Source organism: Frankia nepalensis, assembly GCF_016786325.1.
Taxonomy (GTDB): Bacteria; Actinomycetota; Actinomycetes; order Frankiales; family Frankiaceae; genus Pseudofrankia; species Pseudofrankia nepalensis.
Map to the genome: position 1 here is coordinate 1 of NZ_JADWYU010000375.1, position 15,751 is coordinate 15,751.

The window sequence follows — 15,751 nt, forward strand, 5'->3', positions numbered from 1 at the left end:
GGCGCCCCCCCCCCCCCCCCCCCCCCCCCCCCGCCCGCCCCGCGCCCCGGGGCGCCCCCCCTCTGGGGTGTCCGCCCGCTCGCCGCCCGGCTGTGCCGCGACACCCGCGAGCGGTCGGTCCTGCTCCGCGAGGCGGCCGAGCTGGCCTGACGCCCGGCCGTCACCCACGTGTCCCGCGCCCTTCCGGCGGCCGGGCCCTGGCCGCCGGAAGGTGGGCCCGCCTGGAGTCAGACGGCGGCCCGGCGCATGGTGCCGTACCCGCCGGCGAACAGCGCGACCATGAGGACGGCGAGGACGCCGGTCAGGCCGGTGGCGCTGAGCGCGCTGAAGAAGTCGCCGATCCTCGACCAGGCGTCGGTCCAGGTGGCCAGGAGCGCGGCGGCGACCAGCAGGAGGATCTGGGCGGCGACGAAGGACGTCATGCCGAGGACGGACCAGCGGCGGTAGACGATGCCGAACCACATGCCGTAGACGAACATCAGCGCCAGGCACACGAACGAGGTCAGCCAGGTGAGGTACCACGGCCCATCGAGGATGTAGCCCACTCGGAAGAAGCCCAGGTTCTGGCCCCATCCGTCGGTGGCCGCCTCGATGGCCTGCAGGCCGGTGAGGGCCAGGCCGTAACCGGCGGCCAGGGCGACGGCCAGCCCGGCGGTGCCCAGGTAGTAGGAGCGCCGGCTGATCCCGAGGGCGAGCCCGAACTGCAGGGACTTGAAGGTGCTGAACAGGCCGCCGATGAACACCCAGACGTAGATCGTGGCGAGCCCGCCGGTGTCGGTGTTCGGGATCTGGGAGGCGACGACGAGGTTGACGGCGAAGCTGAACATCATGATGCCCCAGGGCAGCAAGAAGTAGAGCTGCCACTGGATGAGGTGGTACCGGGCAACGTTGGTGACGGTGCGCCAGGTGGTCATGCGCTCGTCCTCTCCGGCGCGTCCTCGGCGCGGCGCGCCGAGGCGTGGACCATGATCTGCTGCAGGGACAGGGGTTCCAGGCTCAGGCGCAGATCGCGGGCGCGGCGCCGGTCCAGATCCGCCAGGCCGCCGGCGACGACGACGGACTCCTGGGCGCCGAGGGCGCGGCGGTCCCAGACCGCGCGCCCGGCGACGAGCTGCTCCACCGCGGCGGACGGGCCGCTCACGGTCACGAACGTGCCGCGCAGGTCGTCGGTCACGGCGTCCAGCACGACCCGGCCGCGGTCGATCATCACGACCCGCTCCAGCAGGCCGGCGACCTCGTCGATCAGATGGGTCGACAGCACCATCGCGCGGGGGTGCTCGGCGTACTCCGCGAGCAGGCGGTCGTAGAACAGCTGGCGGGCGACCGCGTCGAGGCCGGCGTAGGGCTCGTCGAACAGGGTCACCTCGGCCCGGGCCGCCAGGCCGATCACGATGCTCAACGCCGAACGCATCCCGCGGGAGAGCTTCCTGATCGGCCGGCGGGTCGGCAGGTCGAACTCCGCGACCAGCGTCCGGGCCAGCTCGGCGGACCAGTTGGGGTAGAACCACGAGGCCGCGGCCAACGCGTCGCGGACCTTGATGTCGGGAAACGTCTGGTCCTCGCGGATGAACACCATGCGGCGCAGCACCGCGTCGTTCTCGACCGGGCTGGCGCCGAGCACCCGCACCTGCCCGGCCGAGGCGAACTCCTGCGCGGCGATGACGCGCATCAGGGTGGTCTTGCCCGCGCCGTTGCGGCCCAGCAGCCCGGTGATCGACGGTCCGTCGATGCCCAGCGTGACGTCGTCGAGGGCGAGATGGTCGCGGTACCGGCGCGTCAGGCCGGTCACCGAGATCGCTGCCGTCATGGTCTGGCCCCTTCCTGGGCATGGCCGGCTTCCCGGATCAGCTCCACCAGCACGTCCGTGTCGAACCCCAGCCGCTGGGCCTCGGAGACCATCGGCTGCACATAGCGCTCGGCGAACCGCTTGCGGCGTTCCGCCAGCAGTCGCTCACGGGCACCGGACGCGACGAACATGCCGATCCCGCGGCGCTTCTCCAGCAGCCCGTCGTCGGCCAGCACGTTGATGCCCTTGGCCGCCGTCGCCGGGTTGATCCGGTGATAGGCGGCCAGCTCGTTGGTCGACGGCACTCGTTCTCCTTCCGCCAGCGCGCCCTCGGCGATCAGGTCGGCCAGCCGCTCGGCGATCTGGGCGAACAGCGGCGTTCCGTCATCGAGCACATCGACCCTCCAGGCCTCGGTGTCGCGGACCGTCCACATCGACTCATCGGTCCAGTAGTTCATCGGTCCAGTGGTTCATTACTTGACTAAGTAACCAGCGAAGCCGTCCGGCTGTCAAGGTCTCCCGGCCGGCACCGGGCCAGCCCGCCCAGCCCGGACCGAGCACCCCAGATGGCGCAAGCACCCCGGACGGCGACCACCCCGGACGGCCGACCACCCGGACGGCCGAGCACCCCGGACGGCCGAGAGCCCCCATCGGTCGAGCACCCCGGACGGCGGAGGAGCCCAAACGACCGAGGGCCCGCGATCCGGCTTGGATCGCGGGCCCTCGACGGCCAGGAGGCGCCGCTACGGGATGGCGGCTGTGAGATGGGCGGCTACGGGATGGCGATGGTGCGGCCGACGCCCTGCTCGGCGCGGTCCAGGCGGTCGTAGGCGGCGGGCACCTCGTCGAGCGTGATGTGGCTGGCGCTGACGCGCACCTTCCCGGCGGCGGCGAGCGCGACCAGCTCGCGCAGCTCCCAGGCCTCGCCGGAGTAGCTGGTCTGCAGAACGCACTCCCAGGGCGTCCGCATCAGCCCGAACGGGGTCGAGCCGAGGCCGGCGCCGATGCAGACGACCTTGCCGCGCTCGGCGGCGCATGCCACGGCGAGCGCGAGCGTGTCGTCGACACCCACCAGGTCGAGGACCAGCGACGAGCCCCCCAGGGCCCGGACCTGGGCCGCCGCCCCATCGGCCGGATCGAGCGCGAGGTCGGCGCCGAGCTCGAGGGCGAACTCGCGCCGCCGCGGGTCGGGCTCGACGGCGACGATCGTGGCCGGCGAGACCGCGCGCAGGATCTGCACGGCCAGGTGGCCGAGCCCGCCGATGCCGATGACGGTCGCCACCGAGCCCCCGCCGAGCCACGGCATCGACGCGCGGATCGCGTGGTACGGCGTCAGCCCGGCGTCGTCGAGCGGGCCGGCGTCCACCGGGTCGAGGCCGTCGGGCAGGGTCACCACCGTCCGCGCCGGCACCCGGAGGAATTCGGCCAGGCCCCCGTCGTACCCGAGGCCCGCTCCGGCGGCCGGCTTGATGGCCGGGCAGTACCGCTCGTGGCCGCCGACGCAGGTCGGGCACTGGCCGCAGCCGAACTCCGCGTGGACCACGACCGGCTGCCCGACGCTCAGCCCGCGCACGTCCGGGCCGACCGCCTCGACCCAGCCCGCGGTCTCGTGCCCGATGGTGAACCCCTGCCCGTCGGACCGGTACACCGACGGCACCTTCGAGATCATGCAGTCCGAGTGACAGAGGCCGGCGCCGGCCACCTTCACCAGTACCTCGTCGGCGCCCACGGCCGGCACCGGCACGTCCGCGACTTCCAGCCCGCCAGCCGGCAAGACCCGTACAGCCCTCACGACCGTCCCTCCCGCGCACCACTATCAGACCTGGGCAGACATACCGTGCGATCCTCGCAGCTCCTGAAATCTGGTTCCAGAAATCGACGATCCGCCCGCCCTACCGCGGGAGGGCACGGGCGGCCGCCCTGGCCCGCCCGCGCCGCCACGACAACCGGCCCGACCGGCCCGCCGCCCGGCAATCGGGACAACCACCGATGTTCCCCGCCCACGGCGCGCGCCACGTTGGGCGCCAAGGAATCATGCTGGCCGGTCGCGGTGGCGGCCCGGCCGGAGGAAGGCGGATGAGCTGATGGTGCGGTCATCGACGACCCGGGGCGGAGCCGCCGCGGCGGCACGGGGCTGGTGGCGGACGACACCGGTGGCGGCCGCCCTGGCCGCCACCGCGGCGCTCACCGCGCTCGTCGGATGTGGCGACGACGCGGTCGAGGGCACGCCGACGGCCGGGGCGACCGCGCCCTCGTCGGCGTCCGCCGGGCCAGCGGCGGCGGGCGAGCCGGAGGTCGTGACCGGGTCCGGGGACGTCCAGGACGCCGTGACGCGTTACCGGACGCTGCTCGGGCCGGACAACGGCGGCGGCCCCGAGGGCGACCCGAACGGGCGGCGAGAGGTGAACTGGGACGGGGTGCCGGACGAGTTCGCCGCGCCGAACGCCCTGCCGGGCGACTTCTTCAACGCCCCGGTGGCGCCGCGCGCCCGCGGCCTCTTCCTGACCACCACCGGCGACCGGCTGACGGTCAGCGCCGACGACGACAACCCGACCGGCACGCCCGTCCGGTTCGCCGACGTCAACCCGTCCTACGCCGAGCAGTTCCGCGCGTTCAGCGCCCAGCGGCTCTTCTCACCCCAGGGCACGAACGTCGTCGACGTCACGTTCCTCGTCCCCGGGACGACGACGCCGGCGGTCGTGCGCGGCTTCGGGGCGGTCTACACGGACGTCGACGGCGAGCACGCCGCCGAGTTCGAGTTCTTCGACGCCTCCGGGACCTCACTGGGCACGCACACCGTCCCCGTCTCCGGGGACGGCCTGTCGTTCCTCGGCATCGCCTACCCGGAGCCGGTCGTCGCCAGGGTTCGTGTCGTCTACGGCAACGCCGCCCTCGGCCCCGACGACAGCGCGCAATATGACGTGGCCGTCATGGACGACTTCATCTTCGGCGAGCCCCGGGCCCAGTAAGCGTCGGCCGCACGGCGGGCCGGCCGTGCCCTGATGGTCGCCGGGGTGTCAGCCGGCGGCGCGGCCGTGACTAGAAAAACCAACGTATGGAAAATTTAGTCATTCCGTTAGTCATCCATGGCCGGCCATCCGCGCGTCCCGATTTGACCCGCCCGGCAGTTATCGGGCGCCGCGACCTCCCCGGCGGGAAATAGGCCGGTGGCGGGGAGCGGAATCGGCGGAGCCCGCGTGCGCTCTCAGGTCCCTGGCCTCGGCCTCGAGAGGGCCGGGCGCCACCAGCGACATGTCGTCGGGATCGCCGAACCAGGAAAGAGCGCTCGCCGTGGCCGGCTGGGACTGGTCGAAGGCGATCTGCCCGTCTCGGCACAGGAGAGCCATGTCGGACATCACGGCGAACAGGCCCCGCCCGAGCAGGAATGCGAGGTCGCCGGCCGTCCGGCGGCCGTTCACCCGAGCCAGGATCTCCGCTCGGCCCTCGTCGATCGGCGGGGCCGCGGAGGTGGCCCGCGGCTGGGCCCGCGCGCGCAGGCCCAGCTCGTGCCACTCGGCCGCGACGACGAGCCGGCGCCGGGTCTCCCGGACCACGCGGCCGACGTCCATCCCTGGTACCAGCGGCATCAGCGGGTCGGCCTTGACCGGATCGGGCACGCACGCGAAGACGTCCGCGAGCGCCAGCGCGAACACCGCGTCCATCGCGGCCGTCTGGGTCACCACCTGCGCCGCCGCGTCGCCGAACAGGCCGCGCTCGACCAGTTCGGCGCGCATCCTGCCGGCCGGCGAGGCCCGATTGAAGGCGTCGGTCCAGTCCTCGCGGGAAATCCGTCCCGACCCCACCAGCAGGGACTCCACACCCGGGGCTACCGGTGTGTCGGCGGCAATCAGCAGGCCGGAGCTCAGGACGACCGTTCCCCTGACCCTCGCGCCTTCGGCCCGAAGGGTGCCCGAGAAACGTTCCTCGCCGAGTCGGGACAATACATCGAGAAGAACATAACCATCTGCCGCGCTGTCCGCGCCCATCGTGCCCCCACCTCCTCACCCCCGGTGACAGCGAACAGAGGGAAGGATATGGTGCGTTGGGCCCAAGTGCTACCAGGTCTGTCGACGACCACGCAAACAGCGGTAGACCGGCAGGACTTAAATCAACACCAGCACAATGACAGCTCGTCCTTTGAATCTAGGGAAGGCGACATGGACATCGAGACCGCGTTGAAGGAAGCGATGGCCCTCGACGGCGCGCTGGGCGCCGCGCTGGTCGACTACGAGAGCGGAATGATGCTGGGCTCGGCCGGCGGCGGCCGCGCGCTCAACCTCGAGGTCGCCGCCGCGGGCAACACCGACGTGGTCCGCGCCAAGGCCAGGACGCTCGAGGCGCTCGGCGTCCGGGAGGGGATCGAGGACATCCTCATCACCCTGGACCGGCAGTACCACATCATCCGCCTGCTCACCCGCGGCGGCAGCCGGCTGTTCCTCTACCTCGCCCTGGACCGCACCCGGGCCAACCTCGCGCTGGCCCGCCACGGCCTGCGGACGATCGAACGCGAACTGAGCATGTGACGTCCTAGGCGCCTCCCGGCACCGCCCGGGCCCGTAGGCCCTGGGCATCCGGGTCGAGCCCCCAGGACAGCACCCGGCGCGGCTGGATCCGGATGACCTCGCGGCTCAGCCACGGCTGGGGCGGGTCGACGTCGGTGATCGCGGCGGCGGTGCCGCGGATCTCGACTCCCCGGACCCGCCACGGATCGACCGAGGCGATGTCGTCGACGACCAGCGAGACGACGCCGGTCGCCGCGACGTTGCGGAACTTCCGGCTGGCGCCGAGGTCGTAGCCGTAGATCTCGACGGTGCCGTCCGGGCGTACCTGGAAGGAGACCGGTGAGTTCTGCGGCCGGCCGTCCGGCGCCACGGTCGCGAGCCGGCCAAGCCGCTGGCTGGCCAGGTAACCGAGCTCGTCGTCACTGAACACCCTGGCGCCAGCCGCGGTGGCGCCAGGGGTGTCGGGGGTGTCGGTAGCCGTCATGGCTCGACGTTCCAACCTCGACTGGGCTTGAGGTCAACCCTGGCACCCATCGAGTCCACGGAACGATCGGCCTCGGCTATGACCGCCCCCGGATCCGGGCGGCATCGACCGGCGGGCTGGGCCGCTGGGCGAGCGATCCGGGCGCGACCGCCGAAGTAACTCATTGCCAAGCGAGCGATGGGCGATCTGAAGGACCACGCCAAGCGCTCCGCAAGAAGGAGTCAGCTTCACGCAAGTGGCGGCCAAGTGCCGGGCGACATGGTGACTAGGCCCTGTTCGTGACCGCTCCGGTCATGTCCATGCCGAGGAGCCACCGTGTCCACGCTCGCCCCCAACACCCCGTCCTCCAACACCGCGTCTCCCAACACCGCCGCCCCCAACACCGCGTCCCTCGACGTCGCCCTCGCCGCGCTGGCCGAGACGATCCGCGGCCAGGTGCTGCTGCCCGGCAGCGGGGCCTACGCGGCGGCCGCGACGCCCTGGAACGTGGCGGTGCCCACCACTCCGGTGGCCGTCGTCGCGGTGGCCGACGCCTCCGACGTCGTCGCGGCGGTGCGTTTCGCCAATGCCCACGACCTCGACGTCGTCGTCCAGGCAACCGGGCACGGGGCGCTCGCCACCACCCGGCCGAGCCTGATGATCTACACCGGCGGCCTCGACGAGGTCACCGTCGACCCGGCGCGGCGACTGGCCAGGGTCGGCGCCGGGGCGCGCTGGCAGCGGGTGCTCGACGCCGCCGCCGAGCACGGCCTCGGCGCGCTCGCCGGCTCCGCCCCGCACGTGGGCGTCGTCGGCTACCTCACCGGGGGCGGCCTGTCGCCGGTGGCCCGCACCTTCGGCTACGGCAGCGACCTGGTCACCGCCTTCGACGTCGTCACCGGCGACGGCGAGCGGCGCCGGGCCACCGCGACGGAGAACCCGGCGCTGTTCTGGGGGCTGCGCGGCGGCAAGGGCGCGCTGGGCGTGGTCACCGCCGTCGAGTTCGAACTGCTGGACGCCGCCCAGATCTACGGCGGCTGCCTCTACTTCGACGGCGCCGACGCGGACCGAGTCGTGTCGGCGTGGAAGACCTGGTCCGCGGCCCTGCCCGAGCAGGCGTCCACGTCGATCGCCGTGCTGCGGCTGCCGCCGATGCCGGCGGTGCCGGCGCCGCTGGCCGGCCGGTGCACCGTCGCGGTCCGGTTCGCCTGGATCGGCGACCCGGCCGCGGGCGAGCGGGTGATCGACCCGATCCGTGGCCTGGCAACGGTGATCTTCGGTGGCCTCGGGGTTCTGCCGTTCCCCGCGCTCGGCATGATCCACGCCGACCCGGTGGACCCGATGCCCGTCCACGAGCAGGCGCTGCTGCTGCGCGAGCTGCCCGACGCCGCGGTGCGCGCCCTGCTCGCGCTCACCGGGCCCGAGGCGGACTGCCCGCAGGTCATCGTCGAGCTGCGGCTGCTCGGCGGGGCGCTGGCCCGCGAGCCGCGCCAGCTCAGCGCGGTCTGCCACCGCGACGCGGCCTACTCGCTGCTGACCATCGGCATCGCGGCGCCCCCGCTGGCCGCGCCGACCGCCGCGCACGCCGCCGAGGTGATGGCCGCGCTGGAGCCGTGGTCCGGCGGCCTCGGCGCGCCGAACTTCGGCGCGACCACCGATCCCGCGCTCGTCGCGCGCAAGTACGACGCCGCCACGCTTTCCCGGCTCGCCACCCTGACCGCCAGCTACGACCCGAACTCCCGGATGGCCGCGGCCCACCCGGTCCGCGCGGCCGCCGCCCTGCTGGCGCGCTCCTGACCAGGGGGCGGGCAGGCACGTTCCCCTGGTCCGGGGAAAATGAGGGGCGTGCCGTTCTACCGCCTGTTCGGGCCGATCGAGGTCGTCCGCGACGGGCGGCCGGTCGCGCTGGGCGGGCCCAAGCAGCGGGCCGTGCTCGCCGCGCTGCTGCTCGACGCCGGCCGGGTGGTCTCGGTCGACCGCCTCGCCGACGCCGTCTGGGGCGACGAGCACCCGCCGAGCATGCTGTCGAGCCTGCACGCGCACATCTCCAACCTGCGCCGGCTGCTGCGCGACGACGAGCGGGCGACGTCGCCGATCGTGCGCCGCAACCCCGGTTACGTCGCCGACGTCGCGCCAGACGATCTCGACCTGCGGCTGTTCGAGCGGGAGTGCGACCGGGCGCGGGCCGCGGCGGACGCCGCGGACTGGCCGGCCACCGTCGAGGCGGCCGACCGGGCGGTGGCGCTGCGGCGGGGGCCGCTGCTCGCCGAGTTCGCCGACGAGCCGTGGGTGCGGGCGGCGGCGACGTCGCTCGACGAGCGGTGGGCGCAGTGCGAGCAGCACGCGGTCACGGGGCTGCTCGGCATCGGCCGGGTCACCGCCGCCGTGGTGCGCTCCCGTGAGCTGCTGCTCGCCACGCCGCTCGTCGAGCGGGCCTGCTGGCTGCACATGATCGCCCTGTACCGGGCCGGGCGGGCCGCCGAGGCGCTGGAGGTGTTCCGCGAGCAGGCCCGCCGGATGGACGAGGAGCTTGGCCTGGAGGTCGGCCCGGCGCTGCGCGAGCTGCAGGGCGCGATCCTGCGCCAGGACGGCGGGCTGGACTCCTGGCCCGCCGCGCCGGCCCACGCGGGGCCGGCCGGCGCCGCGGCCGCCCTGGGTGACGCCCGCGCCGCCCCGCCCGGGGCCGTCGACGCCTCCGCCGGCTCTCCGGCCGCCCGGGCACGGCCGGCGTCGGTCGGCGACGACCTGGTCGGCCGGGGCCGGGAGATCGCGGCGCTGGAGGCGGTGCTGGCCGAGGCGGTCGCCGGCCCCGGCCGCTGGGTGCTGCTCACGGGCCCCGCCGGGATCGGCAAGAGCCGGCTCGCCGAGGAGGCCGCGGGCAGCTGGCAGCGGGCCGGCGGGGCCGTCTCGCGCACCGGCTGCCCCGACGACGTGGTGCCGCCCTGGTGGCCGATGCGCCAGCTGCTGCGTGACCTCGGCGCCGACCCGGAGGACCTGCTGACCCCGCCCGTCGGCGTCGACGCCGACGCGGCCCGGTTCGTCGTCTACGAACGGGTGCTCGGCCGGCTCGCCGAGGCCGCCAGGGCCCGGCCGCTGCTGGTGGTGGCCGAGGACGTGCACTGGGCGGACCCGGCGTCGCTGCGGCTGCTCGCCCACCTCGCGGACGCGGCCGCGTTCCCCGGTCTCGCCGTCGTCGCGACCGCCCGGGACGTCGCCGGGAATCCCGAGCTCGACCGGCTGCTCGCCGCGGTGTCGCGCCGGCATGGCTCCCGGCGCGTCGCCGTCCCGCCGCTGTCCGAGGCAGAGGTGGCTGAGCTGGCCAGCCGGATCAGCGGGCAGGCCATCGACGCCGCCGAGGCGGCCCAGCTCGCCGACCGGACCGGCGGCAACCCGTTCTTCGTCCGCGAGTACGCCCGGCTTCCGGCCGAGGAGCGGGCCAGCGGCGAGGTGCCGGTGGCCGTGCGCTCGGTGCTCGGCGCCCGGCTCGCCGGCCTCGACCCGGCCGTGCTGCAGGTGCTGCGGGCCGCCGCGGTGATCGGCGACACCCTGGCCATCGACCTGCTCGGCCGGGTCACCCGGCTCGACCGCGACGAGCTCGCCGACCTGCTGGACGAGGCGGCGGACGAGCATCTCATCGTCCAGGCCGCGGGCACCGGGCGGTACCAGTTCGCCCATGCCCTGCTGCGCGACGAGATCGTCGCCGGCATCTCCAGCCTGCGCCGCCAGCGGCTGCACCTGCGGGTCGCCGAGGCGCTCGGCCCGGCGGACGGCGGCGAGGCGCTCGGGCGGCGGGCCGCGCATCTCGTCGCGGCGTGGCCGCTGGCCGACGCCGCCGACGTCTTCGACGCCTGCCGGGCGGCGGCGCTCGACGCGGAGCGGCGGTGGTACTCCGAGGCGGCCGCGCAGTGGTGGGGGCAGGCGCTCGACGTGTTCGACCGGAGCCCCGACGATCTCGACGTCGACCGGGACGAGGTCGTCGTCGCGCGGGTGGCGGCGCTCGCCAGGGCCGGCCGTGGGCAGACCCTGCTCGACGTGGTCGACGCGGGCCTGCTCGACGCGGTGCGCCGCGGCCGGCTGGACTCGGCCGGCCGGCTCGCCGCCGCGCTGCTGCGCACCAGCGGCTCGTGGCCGTGGGCCGTCTACGGCGACGACCCGGCGCCGCTGCTGGCCCGCCTCTCGGGCCTGGAGACGCTCGTCACCGCCGACCCGGTCGCGCACGTCCGGGTGCTGGCGGCGCTCGCGGTCGGCAGCTGCTACGACCCGGACGGCTCGGTGCCGGACCTGCTCAGCCGGCGGGCGATCGAGCTCGCCGAGCGGACCGGCGACGACGACGCGCTGGCCGACGCCCTGCTCGGCCGGGCGCTGGCGTTCTCCGGGGTCGCCGAGCGGGCGGCCGAGTCCCTCGACCTGATCGCGCGCCTGGCGGCCGTGCCGCACTCCACCGCCCAGATCGACGAGGTGATCGCGCACGGCCTGCTGTACCTGGCGAAGACCGCGCTGGGGGACCCGACGGCGGCCGACCACGTCCGGCTCGGCGCGCTGGGCAGCGACCTGCTGCGGCTGCCGGCGAGCCGGGTGCAGTTCCGGTGGGCGCAGGGCTCGCTCGCGCTGTGGCGGGACGACGACCTGACCACCGCCGAGGCGATCTACGAGCACGCCTTCGAGCTGCACCGCGAGACCGAGCTGTACGAGAGCGGCGTCTTCCAGGCGGCCATGCTGAGCCTGCGCTGGGAGCAGGACCGGTTGCGTGATCTGGGCGACGTGTTCCCGGTCGCCCGCTCCGCCCGGTGGACGGCGGCGCTGGCCGCGATCGCGCGGGGCGACCGGGACGCGGACGAGCTGATCCGGGCGGAGATCGCCCAGCTGGACCCGACCACCTGGACCACCCACGCCCGGCTGACCATGCTGGCGCACGCGGTCGCCGACCGCGGCCTGCGCGAGCACGTCGAGGTCCTGACCGCCCGGCTGGCTCCGGTCGCGGGCTGCGTCGCCAACATGGGCCAGTGCGGCATGGTCGGCCCGGCCGCGCTGGGGCTGGCGCGGCTCGCCGCGCTGGCGGACGACGTGGCGGCGGCGCGGGCGCACCTGCGTGCCGCGACGGAGCTGGCCGTCCGGTCGCACGGCGCCGGCGCGCTGCTGCGCTGCCGGCTGTTCGCCGCCCAGCTCGCGGCGCGGGCCGGCGAGCCCGTCGAGGCCGCCGAGGTGCGCGACGTGGCCGAACGCGCGGCCCGGCGCGGCATGACCGGAGTCGCCAGGGACGCCCGCGCGCTGCTGACCCAGCCCGCCGTCAGGTGACCTCGGCCGGGGGTCTTCGGCACCCGCGCACGATTCGTATTCCGTCGGCCGTCCGCGGGCGGCAAGGAAAGACGGCGACCTTTGTTACTACAAACTTGTCGTAAATAGGTCGCGACGGCGCCCGTGGAGCCGACCGCGCGGAAAGGCTCGGCCTATCCGCGGGCGCGGGATCGTTTTCGCGCCGAGCCACGCCACGAGGCCGGACCGTCAACCAACCTTACCCTTACGTCAATGTTTGCCGCGGATCCGGGCGGGCGGCCGCGAGACCTTTGTGTTAGAAACCGGAATGGACCGGAGCACGAGGTCACGGCCATGCTGAAGCCGCCCGGGAGGCGCCATGACACCACCGCCCGTCTCCGGCGACGCCGCCGGCCGGACGCGTGCCGTCGCCGAGGTCCGCGCCGGTCGCGCCAGTTCTCACGACGAGGAAACGGCCGCCGCCTAGGCCGCTCCCCCGGAATTGAAATGCTGGCGACCGGGAGAACGCGAGCCTGTGACCAGCCGACAGTGAAAGGTCCTTTTCGTGTTCGCGAGCATTCAGGGCGCCATCAACGTCAACGACATCCGGAAGCTGGCGCGGCGCAGGCTTCCCCGCGCCGTCTTCGACGCCCTGGAGGGCGGAGCCGGCGACGAGGTGTCGCTGCGGCGCAACCGCGCGGCGTTCGACCGCATCGAGTTCCGGCCACGGCCGCTCGCCGACGTCGCCAAGCGGGACCTGTCGACGACCGTGTTCGGCGAGCAGCTGTCGATGCCGATCCTGCTGGCGCCCACGGGCGCGGGGCGGCTCGCGCGATCGTCCGCGGAGATCGCCGTCGCGCGGGCCGCGGCGCGGGCGGACGTCGTGTACATGCAGAGCACGGTCGGAGCCTTCACGCTCGAAGAGATCGCCGCGTGCTCGACCGGCAAGCTGTGGTACCAGCTGTACCTGCCCCCGGACCGCCAGGAGGTCAAGAACCTGGTCAGCCGGATCGCGGCGGCCGGTTACCGGGCAATAGCCGTCACCATCGACACGCCGGTCCTGGGCAACCGTGAGCGCGACGCGCGCAACAGGCTGCTGGCTCGGCCGCCGCATCCCAAGGTGCTGCTGCAGGGTGCCAGCAGGCCGGTGTGGGCGACCGACTTCGTGCGCGGCAGGGTCGAGGCCCGCCGCCCCGGCCGCCCCGGCCGCCCGGTCCAGCAGAGCCTCGACCAGACCCGGACGTCGATCAAGACGTCGTCGGACTGCGTCACCTGGGAGGACATCGAGCTGGTCCGGTCGCTGTGGGACGGCCCGCTGCTCGTCAAGGGCCTGATGCGCGGGGACGAGTGCGACCGGCTCGTCGAGCTGGGTGTCGACGGGGTCGTGGTCTCGAACCACGGCGGGCGGCAGCTGGACGGCGTCCCGGCGACCATCGACGTCCTGCCGGAGATCGTCGACGCCGCCGCGCGCCGGCTCGCGGTCCTCCTCGACGGAGGCGTCCGGCGCGGTACCGACGTGGCCAAGGCGCTGGCGCTGGGCGCCACGGCCGTCCTCGTCGGGCGGCCATACCTGTACGGCCTCGCCGCGGGCGGCGAGGACGGCGTGCTCCGGGTGATCGAGGTGCTGCGCGAGGAGCTCGACCGCACGATGGCGCTGCTCGGCGCCGCGACCGTGGCGGACCTCGACCGCAGCCTCGTCTCGGGGGCGCGCGTCCCCGGCGCGCCTTCGCCGTCCGAGCGGTAGACCACCGGTCGCGGTCTCGCGGTCGCCGCCTGCTGGAGACCGGCTACTGGAGTCCGGCGCGCACGGACGTGATGCGCTGGGTGTTGAAGCCGAGCCAGTGCATCCGGCCCAGGTAGCGCGCGTGCTCGACCTTGAGGCAGCGGTCCATCACCACGGTCACGTCGCCGTCCTCGGCGATCAGCGCACCCTCCGCGTTGATCACGCCAAACTGGCACCAGAGGGCGGCGGCGCGCATCGCGACCGCCTCCCGCGCGATCGCCGGCAGCGCGGCCGGCGCGCGGAAGACGTTCACGATGTCCACGGGCACGGGCACGTCGAGCAGGCTCGCGTAGCATTTCTCGCCGATGATCTCCGTCTCGCGGGGATTTACGGGGATCACGCGGTAGCCGTGCCGTTTGAGGTAATAGCCGACAAAGTAGCTGGCTCGCAGCTCGTTGTTCGACAGGCCCACGATCGCGATCGTCCTCGCGGTGTGGAGCACGCGCTGGATCGTCAACGGATCCTGGTACCGTTCGGCCGTCTGGCTCGCGAGCTCGCCAGAATGGCCGAGATCAGAATTCCCGAGATCGGTCATGGGAGTCGCTACCCTTACTTTCCCGCCGCCGCGGCGACGCGCGCGAAGCCCTGCTCCAGGTCCCAGATCAGGTCCTCGACGGACTCGGTGCCGACCGAGAGCCGCACCGTCCCCGGCCCGACGCCGGACGCCCGGAGCTCGTCGTCGCTCAACTGGCGGTGCGTCGTGCTGGCGGGATGAATGACCAGGCTTTTCGCGTCGCCGACGTTCGCCAGATGCGACCAGAGCGTCACGCCGCGGATGAGGTCCTGTCCGCCGGCCCGACCGCCGGCGCAGTCGAACGAGAACACCGCGCCCGCGCCGCGCGGCAGGTACTTCGCCACGAGCGGCCGGTATTTGCTCGCCGGCAGGCCGGGATGGGTCACGTTCGACGCCAACTCGTGCGACTCGAGGAACTCCGCGACCGCCAGGGCGTTGGCGACGTGGCGGTCCATCCGCAGGGACAGGGTCTCGAGCCCCTGCAGGAACAGGAAGGCGTTGAACGGCGCGAGCGCCCCGCCGAGATCGCGCAGAGTCTCGGCCCGCAGCTTCATCAGGTAGCCGTAGGTCCCGAACGTCTCGTGGAACTTCAGGCCGTGGTAGGCCGGCGACGGGTCCGCGACCACCGGGAACCGGCCGTTGGACCAGTCGAACGTCCCGGCCTCGACGACGACACCGCCGATGCTCGTGCCGTGGCCGCCGATGAACTTGGTCGCCGAGTGGATCACGATGTCGGCGCCCCACTCGATCGGCCGGCACAGGTACGGCGTCGCGAACGTGTTGTCCACGACGAGCGGCAGCTCGTGCTCGTGCGCGATGGATGCCACGGTCTCGATGTCCAGCACGTTCCCGGCCGGGTTGCCGATCGTCTCGCCGAAGAAGGCCTTCGTGTTCGCGCGGACCGCCCCCCGCCACGCCTCCGGGTCGTCGGGGTCGACCCACGTCAGCTCGACGTTCATCTTGCGCAGCAGGTGCTTGAGCTGGTTCACCGTCCCGCCGTAGAGGGCCGACGACGAGACGACATGGTCCCCCGGCGCCAGCAGCGTGAAGAGCGCGGCCGCCTGCGCGGCGATCCCGCTGGCGAACGCCACCGCGCCGCTGCCGCCCTCGAGGTTGGCCACCCGCTCCTCGAAGACGGCGACGGTGGGGTTCATGATGCGCGAGTACGTGTTGCCGTACTCCTGCAGGTTGAAGTACGCCGCCGCCGACTCCGGGTCCTCGAACACGTAGCTGGTCGTCTGGAAGATCGGCACCGCCCGTGCGCCCGTGTTCGGGTCGGGACGTTGCCCGGCGTGCAGCTGTCTGGTCTCGAACCCGAACTCCCGAGCTTGTTCGACACGAGAGGGCTTGTCGGTCACAACCGCCTCTTCTCTTGGTTCGCTCCGTCCGGGCGCGGCGCTCCGGCCCCTTGCTCGCTTCGCTCCCAAGGGACCTCCGCGCCGCGTCCTCC

General features: G+C 73.6%; 13 protein-coding genes. 5 read left to right on the plus strand and 8 right to left on the minus strand.

Annotated features, from left to right (window positions below; genetic code table 11):
- Positions 1-227: 227 nt before the first annotated feature.
- The 4 genes from I6A81_RS41575 to I6A81_RS41590 all read right to left on the minus strand — a co-directional run bounded on the left by I6A81_RS41575 (position 228) and on the right by I6A81_RS41590 (position 3,578).
- Entirely contained in the window at positions 228-914 is a 687-nt protein-coding gene (locus I6A81_RS41575) for an ABC transporter permease (RefSeq protein ID WP_203006454.1), read from the minus strand.
- Complete coding sequence (locus I6A81_RS41580) at positions 911-1,807, minus strand: ABC transporter ATP-binding protein (RefSeq protein ID WP_203006455.1); 897 nt, start codon at positions 1,805-1,807, stop codon at positions 911-913. Before I6A81_RS41580 ends, I6A81_RS41575 begins: the two co-directional genes overlap by 4 nt.
- On the minus strand, positions 1,804-2,181 hold the full coding sequence (locus tag I6A81_RS41585; RefSeq protein WP_203006465.1) for a GntR family transcriptional regulator: 378 nt from the start codon (positions 2,179-2,181) through the stop codon (positions 1,804-1,806). Before I6A81_RS41585 ends, I6A81_RS41580 begins: the two co-directional genes overlap by 4 nt.
- Positions 2,182-2,558: 377 nt before the next feature.
- Positions 2,559-3,578: an alcohol dehydrogenase catalytic domain-containing protein gene (locus tag I6A81_RS41590; RefSeq protein WP_203006456.1), complete on the minus strand. Its 1,020-nt coding sequence runs from the start codon at positions 3,576-3,578 to the stop codon at positions 2,559-2,561.
- A gap of 292 nt (positions 3,579-3,870) precedes the next feature.
- Between I6A81_RS41590 and I6A81_RS41595 the strand changes: the two genes are divergently transcribed.
- The gene (locus I6A81_RS41595) at positions 3,871-4,755 is read left to right on the plus strand and encodes a hypothetical protein (RefSeq protein WP_203006457.1); all 885 of its coding nucleotides are present in this window, start codon (positions 3,871-3,873) and stop codon (positions 4,753-4,755) included.
- Positions 4,756-4,914: 159 nt separating this feature from the next.
- On the opposite strand, the gene I6A81_RS41600 is transcribed toward I6A81_RS41595, so the two are convergent.
- Complete coding sequence (locus I6A81_RS41600; protein ID WP_203006458.1) at positions 4,915-5,772, minus strand: hypothetical protein; 858 nt, start codon at positions 5,770-5,772, stop codon at positions 4,915-4,917.
- Between the two features lie 171 nt (positions 5,773-5,943).
- Between I6A81_RS41600 and I6A81_RS41605 the strand changes: the two genes are divergently transcribed.
- Positions 5,944-6,309, plus strand: a complete 366-nt coding sequence (locus I6A81_RS41605; protein WP_203006459.1) for a hypothetical protein — start codon at positions 5,944-5,946, stop codon at positions 6,307-6,309.
- 4 nt (positions 6,310-6,313) lie between these two features.
- Here the strand turns inward: I6A81_RS41605 and I6A81_RS41610 are convergent, their stop codons facing one another.
- Positions 6,314-6,772: a PPOX class F420-dependent oxidoreductase gene (locus I6A81_RS41610; RefSeq protein ID WP_203006460.1), complete on the minus strand. Its 459-nt coding sequence runs from the start codon at positions 6,770-6,772 to the stop codon at positions 6,314-6,316.
- Positions 6,773-7,087: 315 nt separating this feature from the next.
- On the opposite strand from I6A81_RS41610, the gene I6A81_RS41615 reads away from it, so the two are divergent.
- The 3 genes from I6A81_RS41615 to I6A81_RS41625 all read left to right on the plus strand — a co-directional run bounded on the left by I6A81_RS41615 (position 7,088) and on the right by I6A81_RS41625 (position 13,748).
- Positions 7,088-8,548 (plus strand): FAD-binding oxidoreductase, encoded by a 1,461-nt coding sequence (locus I6A81_RS41615; protein WP_203006461.1) that lies wholly within the window; start codon positions 7,088-7,090, stop codon positions 8,546-8,548.
- Between the two features lie 39 nt (positions 8,549-8,587).
- Positions 8,588-12,046 (plus strand): BTAD domain-containing putative transcriptional regulator, encoded by a 3,459-nt coding sequence (locus I6A81_RS41620; RefSeq protein WP_203010525.1) that lies wholly within the window; start codon positions 8,588-8,590, stop codon positions 12,044-12,046.
- A gap of 523 nt (positions 12,047-12,569) precedes the next feature.
- Positions 12,570-13,748, plus strand: coding sequence for an alpha-hydroxy acid oxidase (locus tag I6A81_RS41625; protein WP_307875250.1), 1,179 nt, complete (start codon positions 12,570-12,572; stop codon positions 13,746-13,748).
- Positions 13,749-13,791: 43 nt separating this feature from the next.
- Here I6A81_RS41625 and I6A81_RS41630 read toward each other — a convergent pair whose 3' ends face one another.
- Together I6A81_RS41630 and I6A81_RS41635 are read right to left on the minus strand one after the other, a co-directional pair.
- Complete coding sequence (locus I6A81_RS41630; protein WP_203006463.1) at positions 13,792-14,322, minus strand: CoA-binding protein; 531 nt, start codon at positions 14,320-14,322, stop codon at positions 13,792-13,794.
- A gap of 14 nt (positions 14,323-14,336) precedes the next feature.
- Positions 14,337-15,659 carry an O-acetylhomoserine aminocarboxypropyltransferase/cysteine synthase family protein gene (locus tag I6A81_RS41635; protein ID WP_203006464.1) on the minus strand — a complete coding sequence of 441 codons (1,323 nt, stop codon included), beginning with the start codon at positions 15,657-15,659 and terminating at the stop codon, positions 14,337-14,339.
- Between the last annotated feature and the right edge of the window lie 92 nt (positions 15,660-15,751).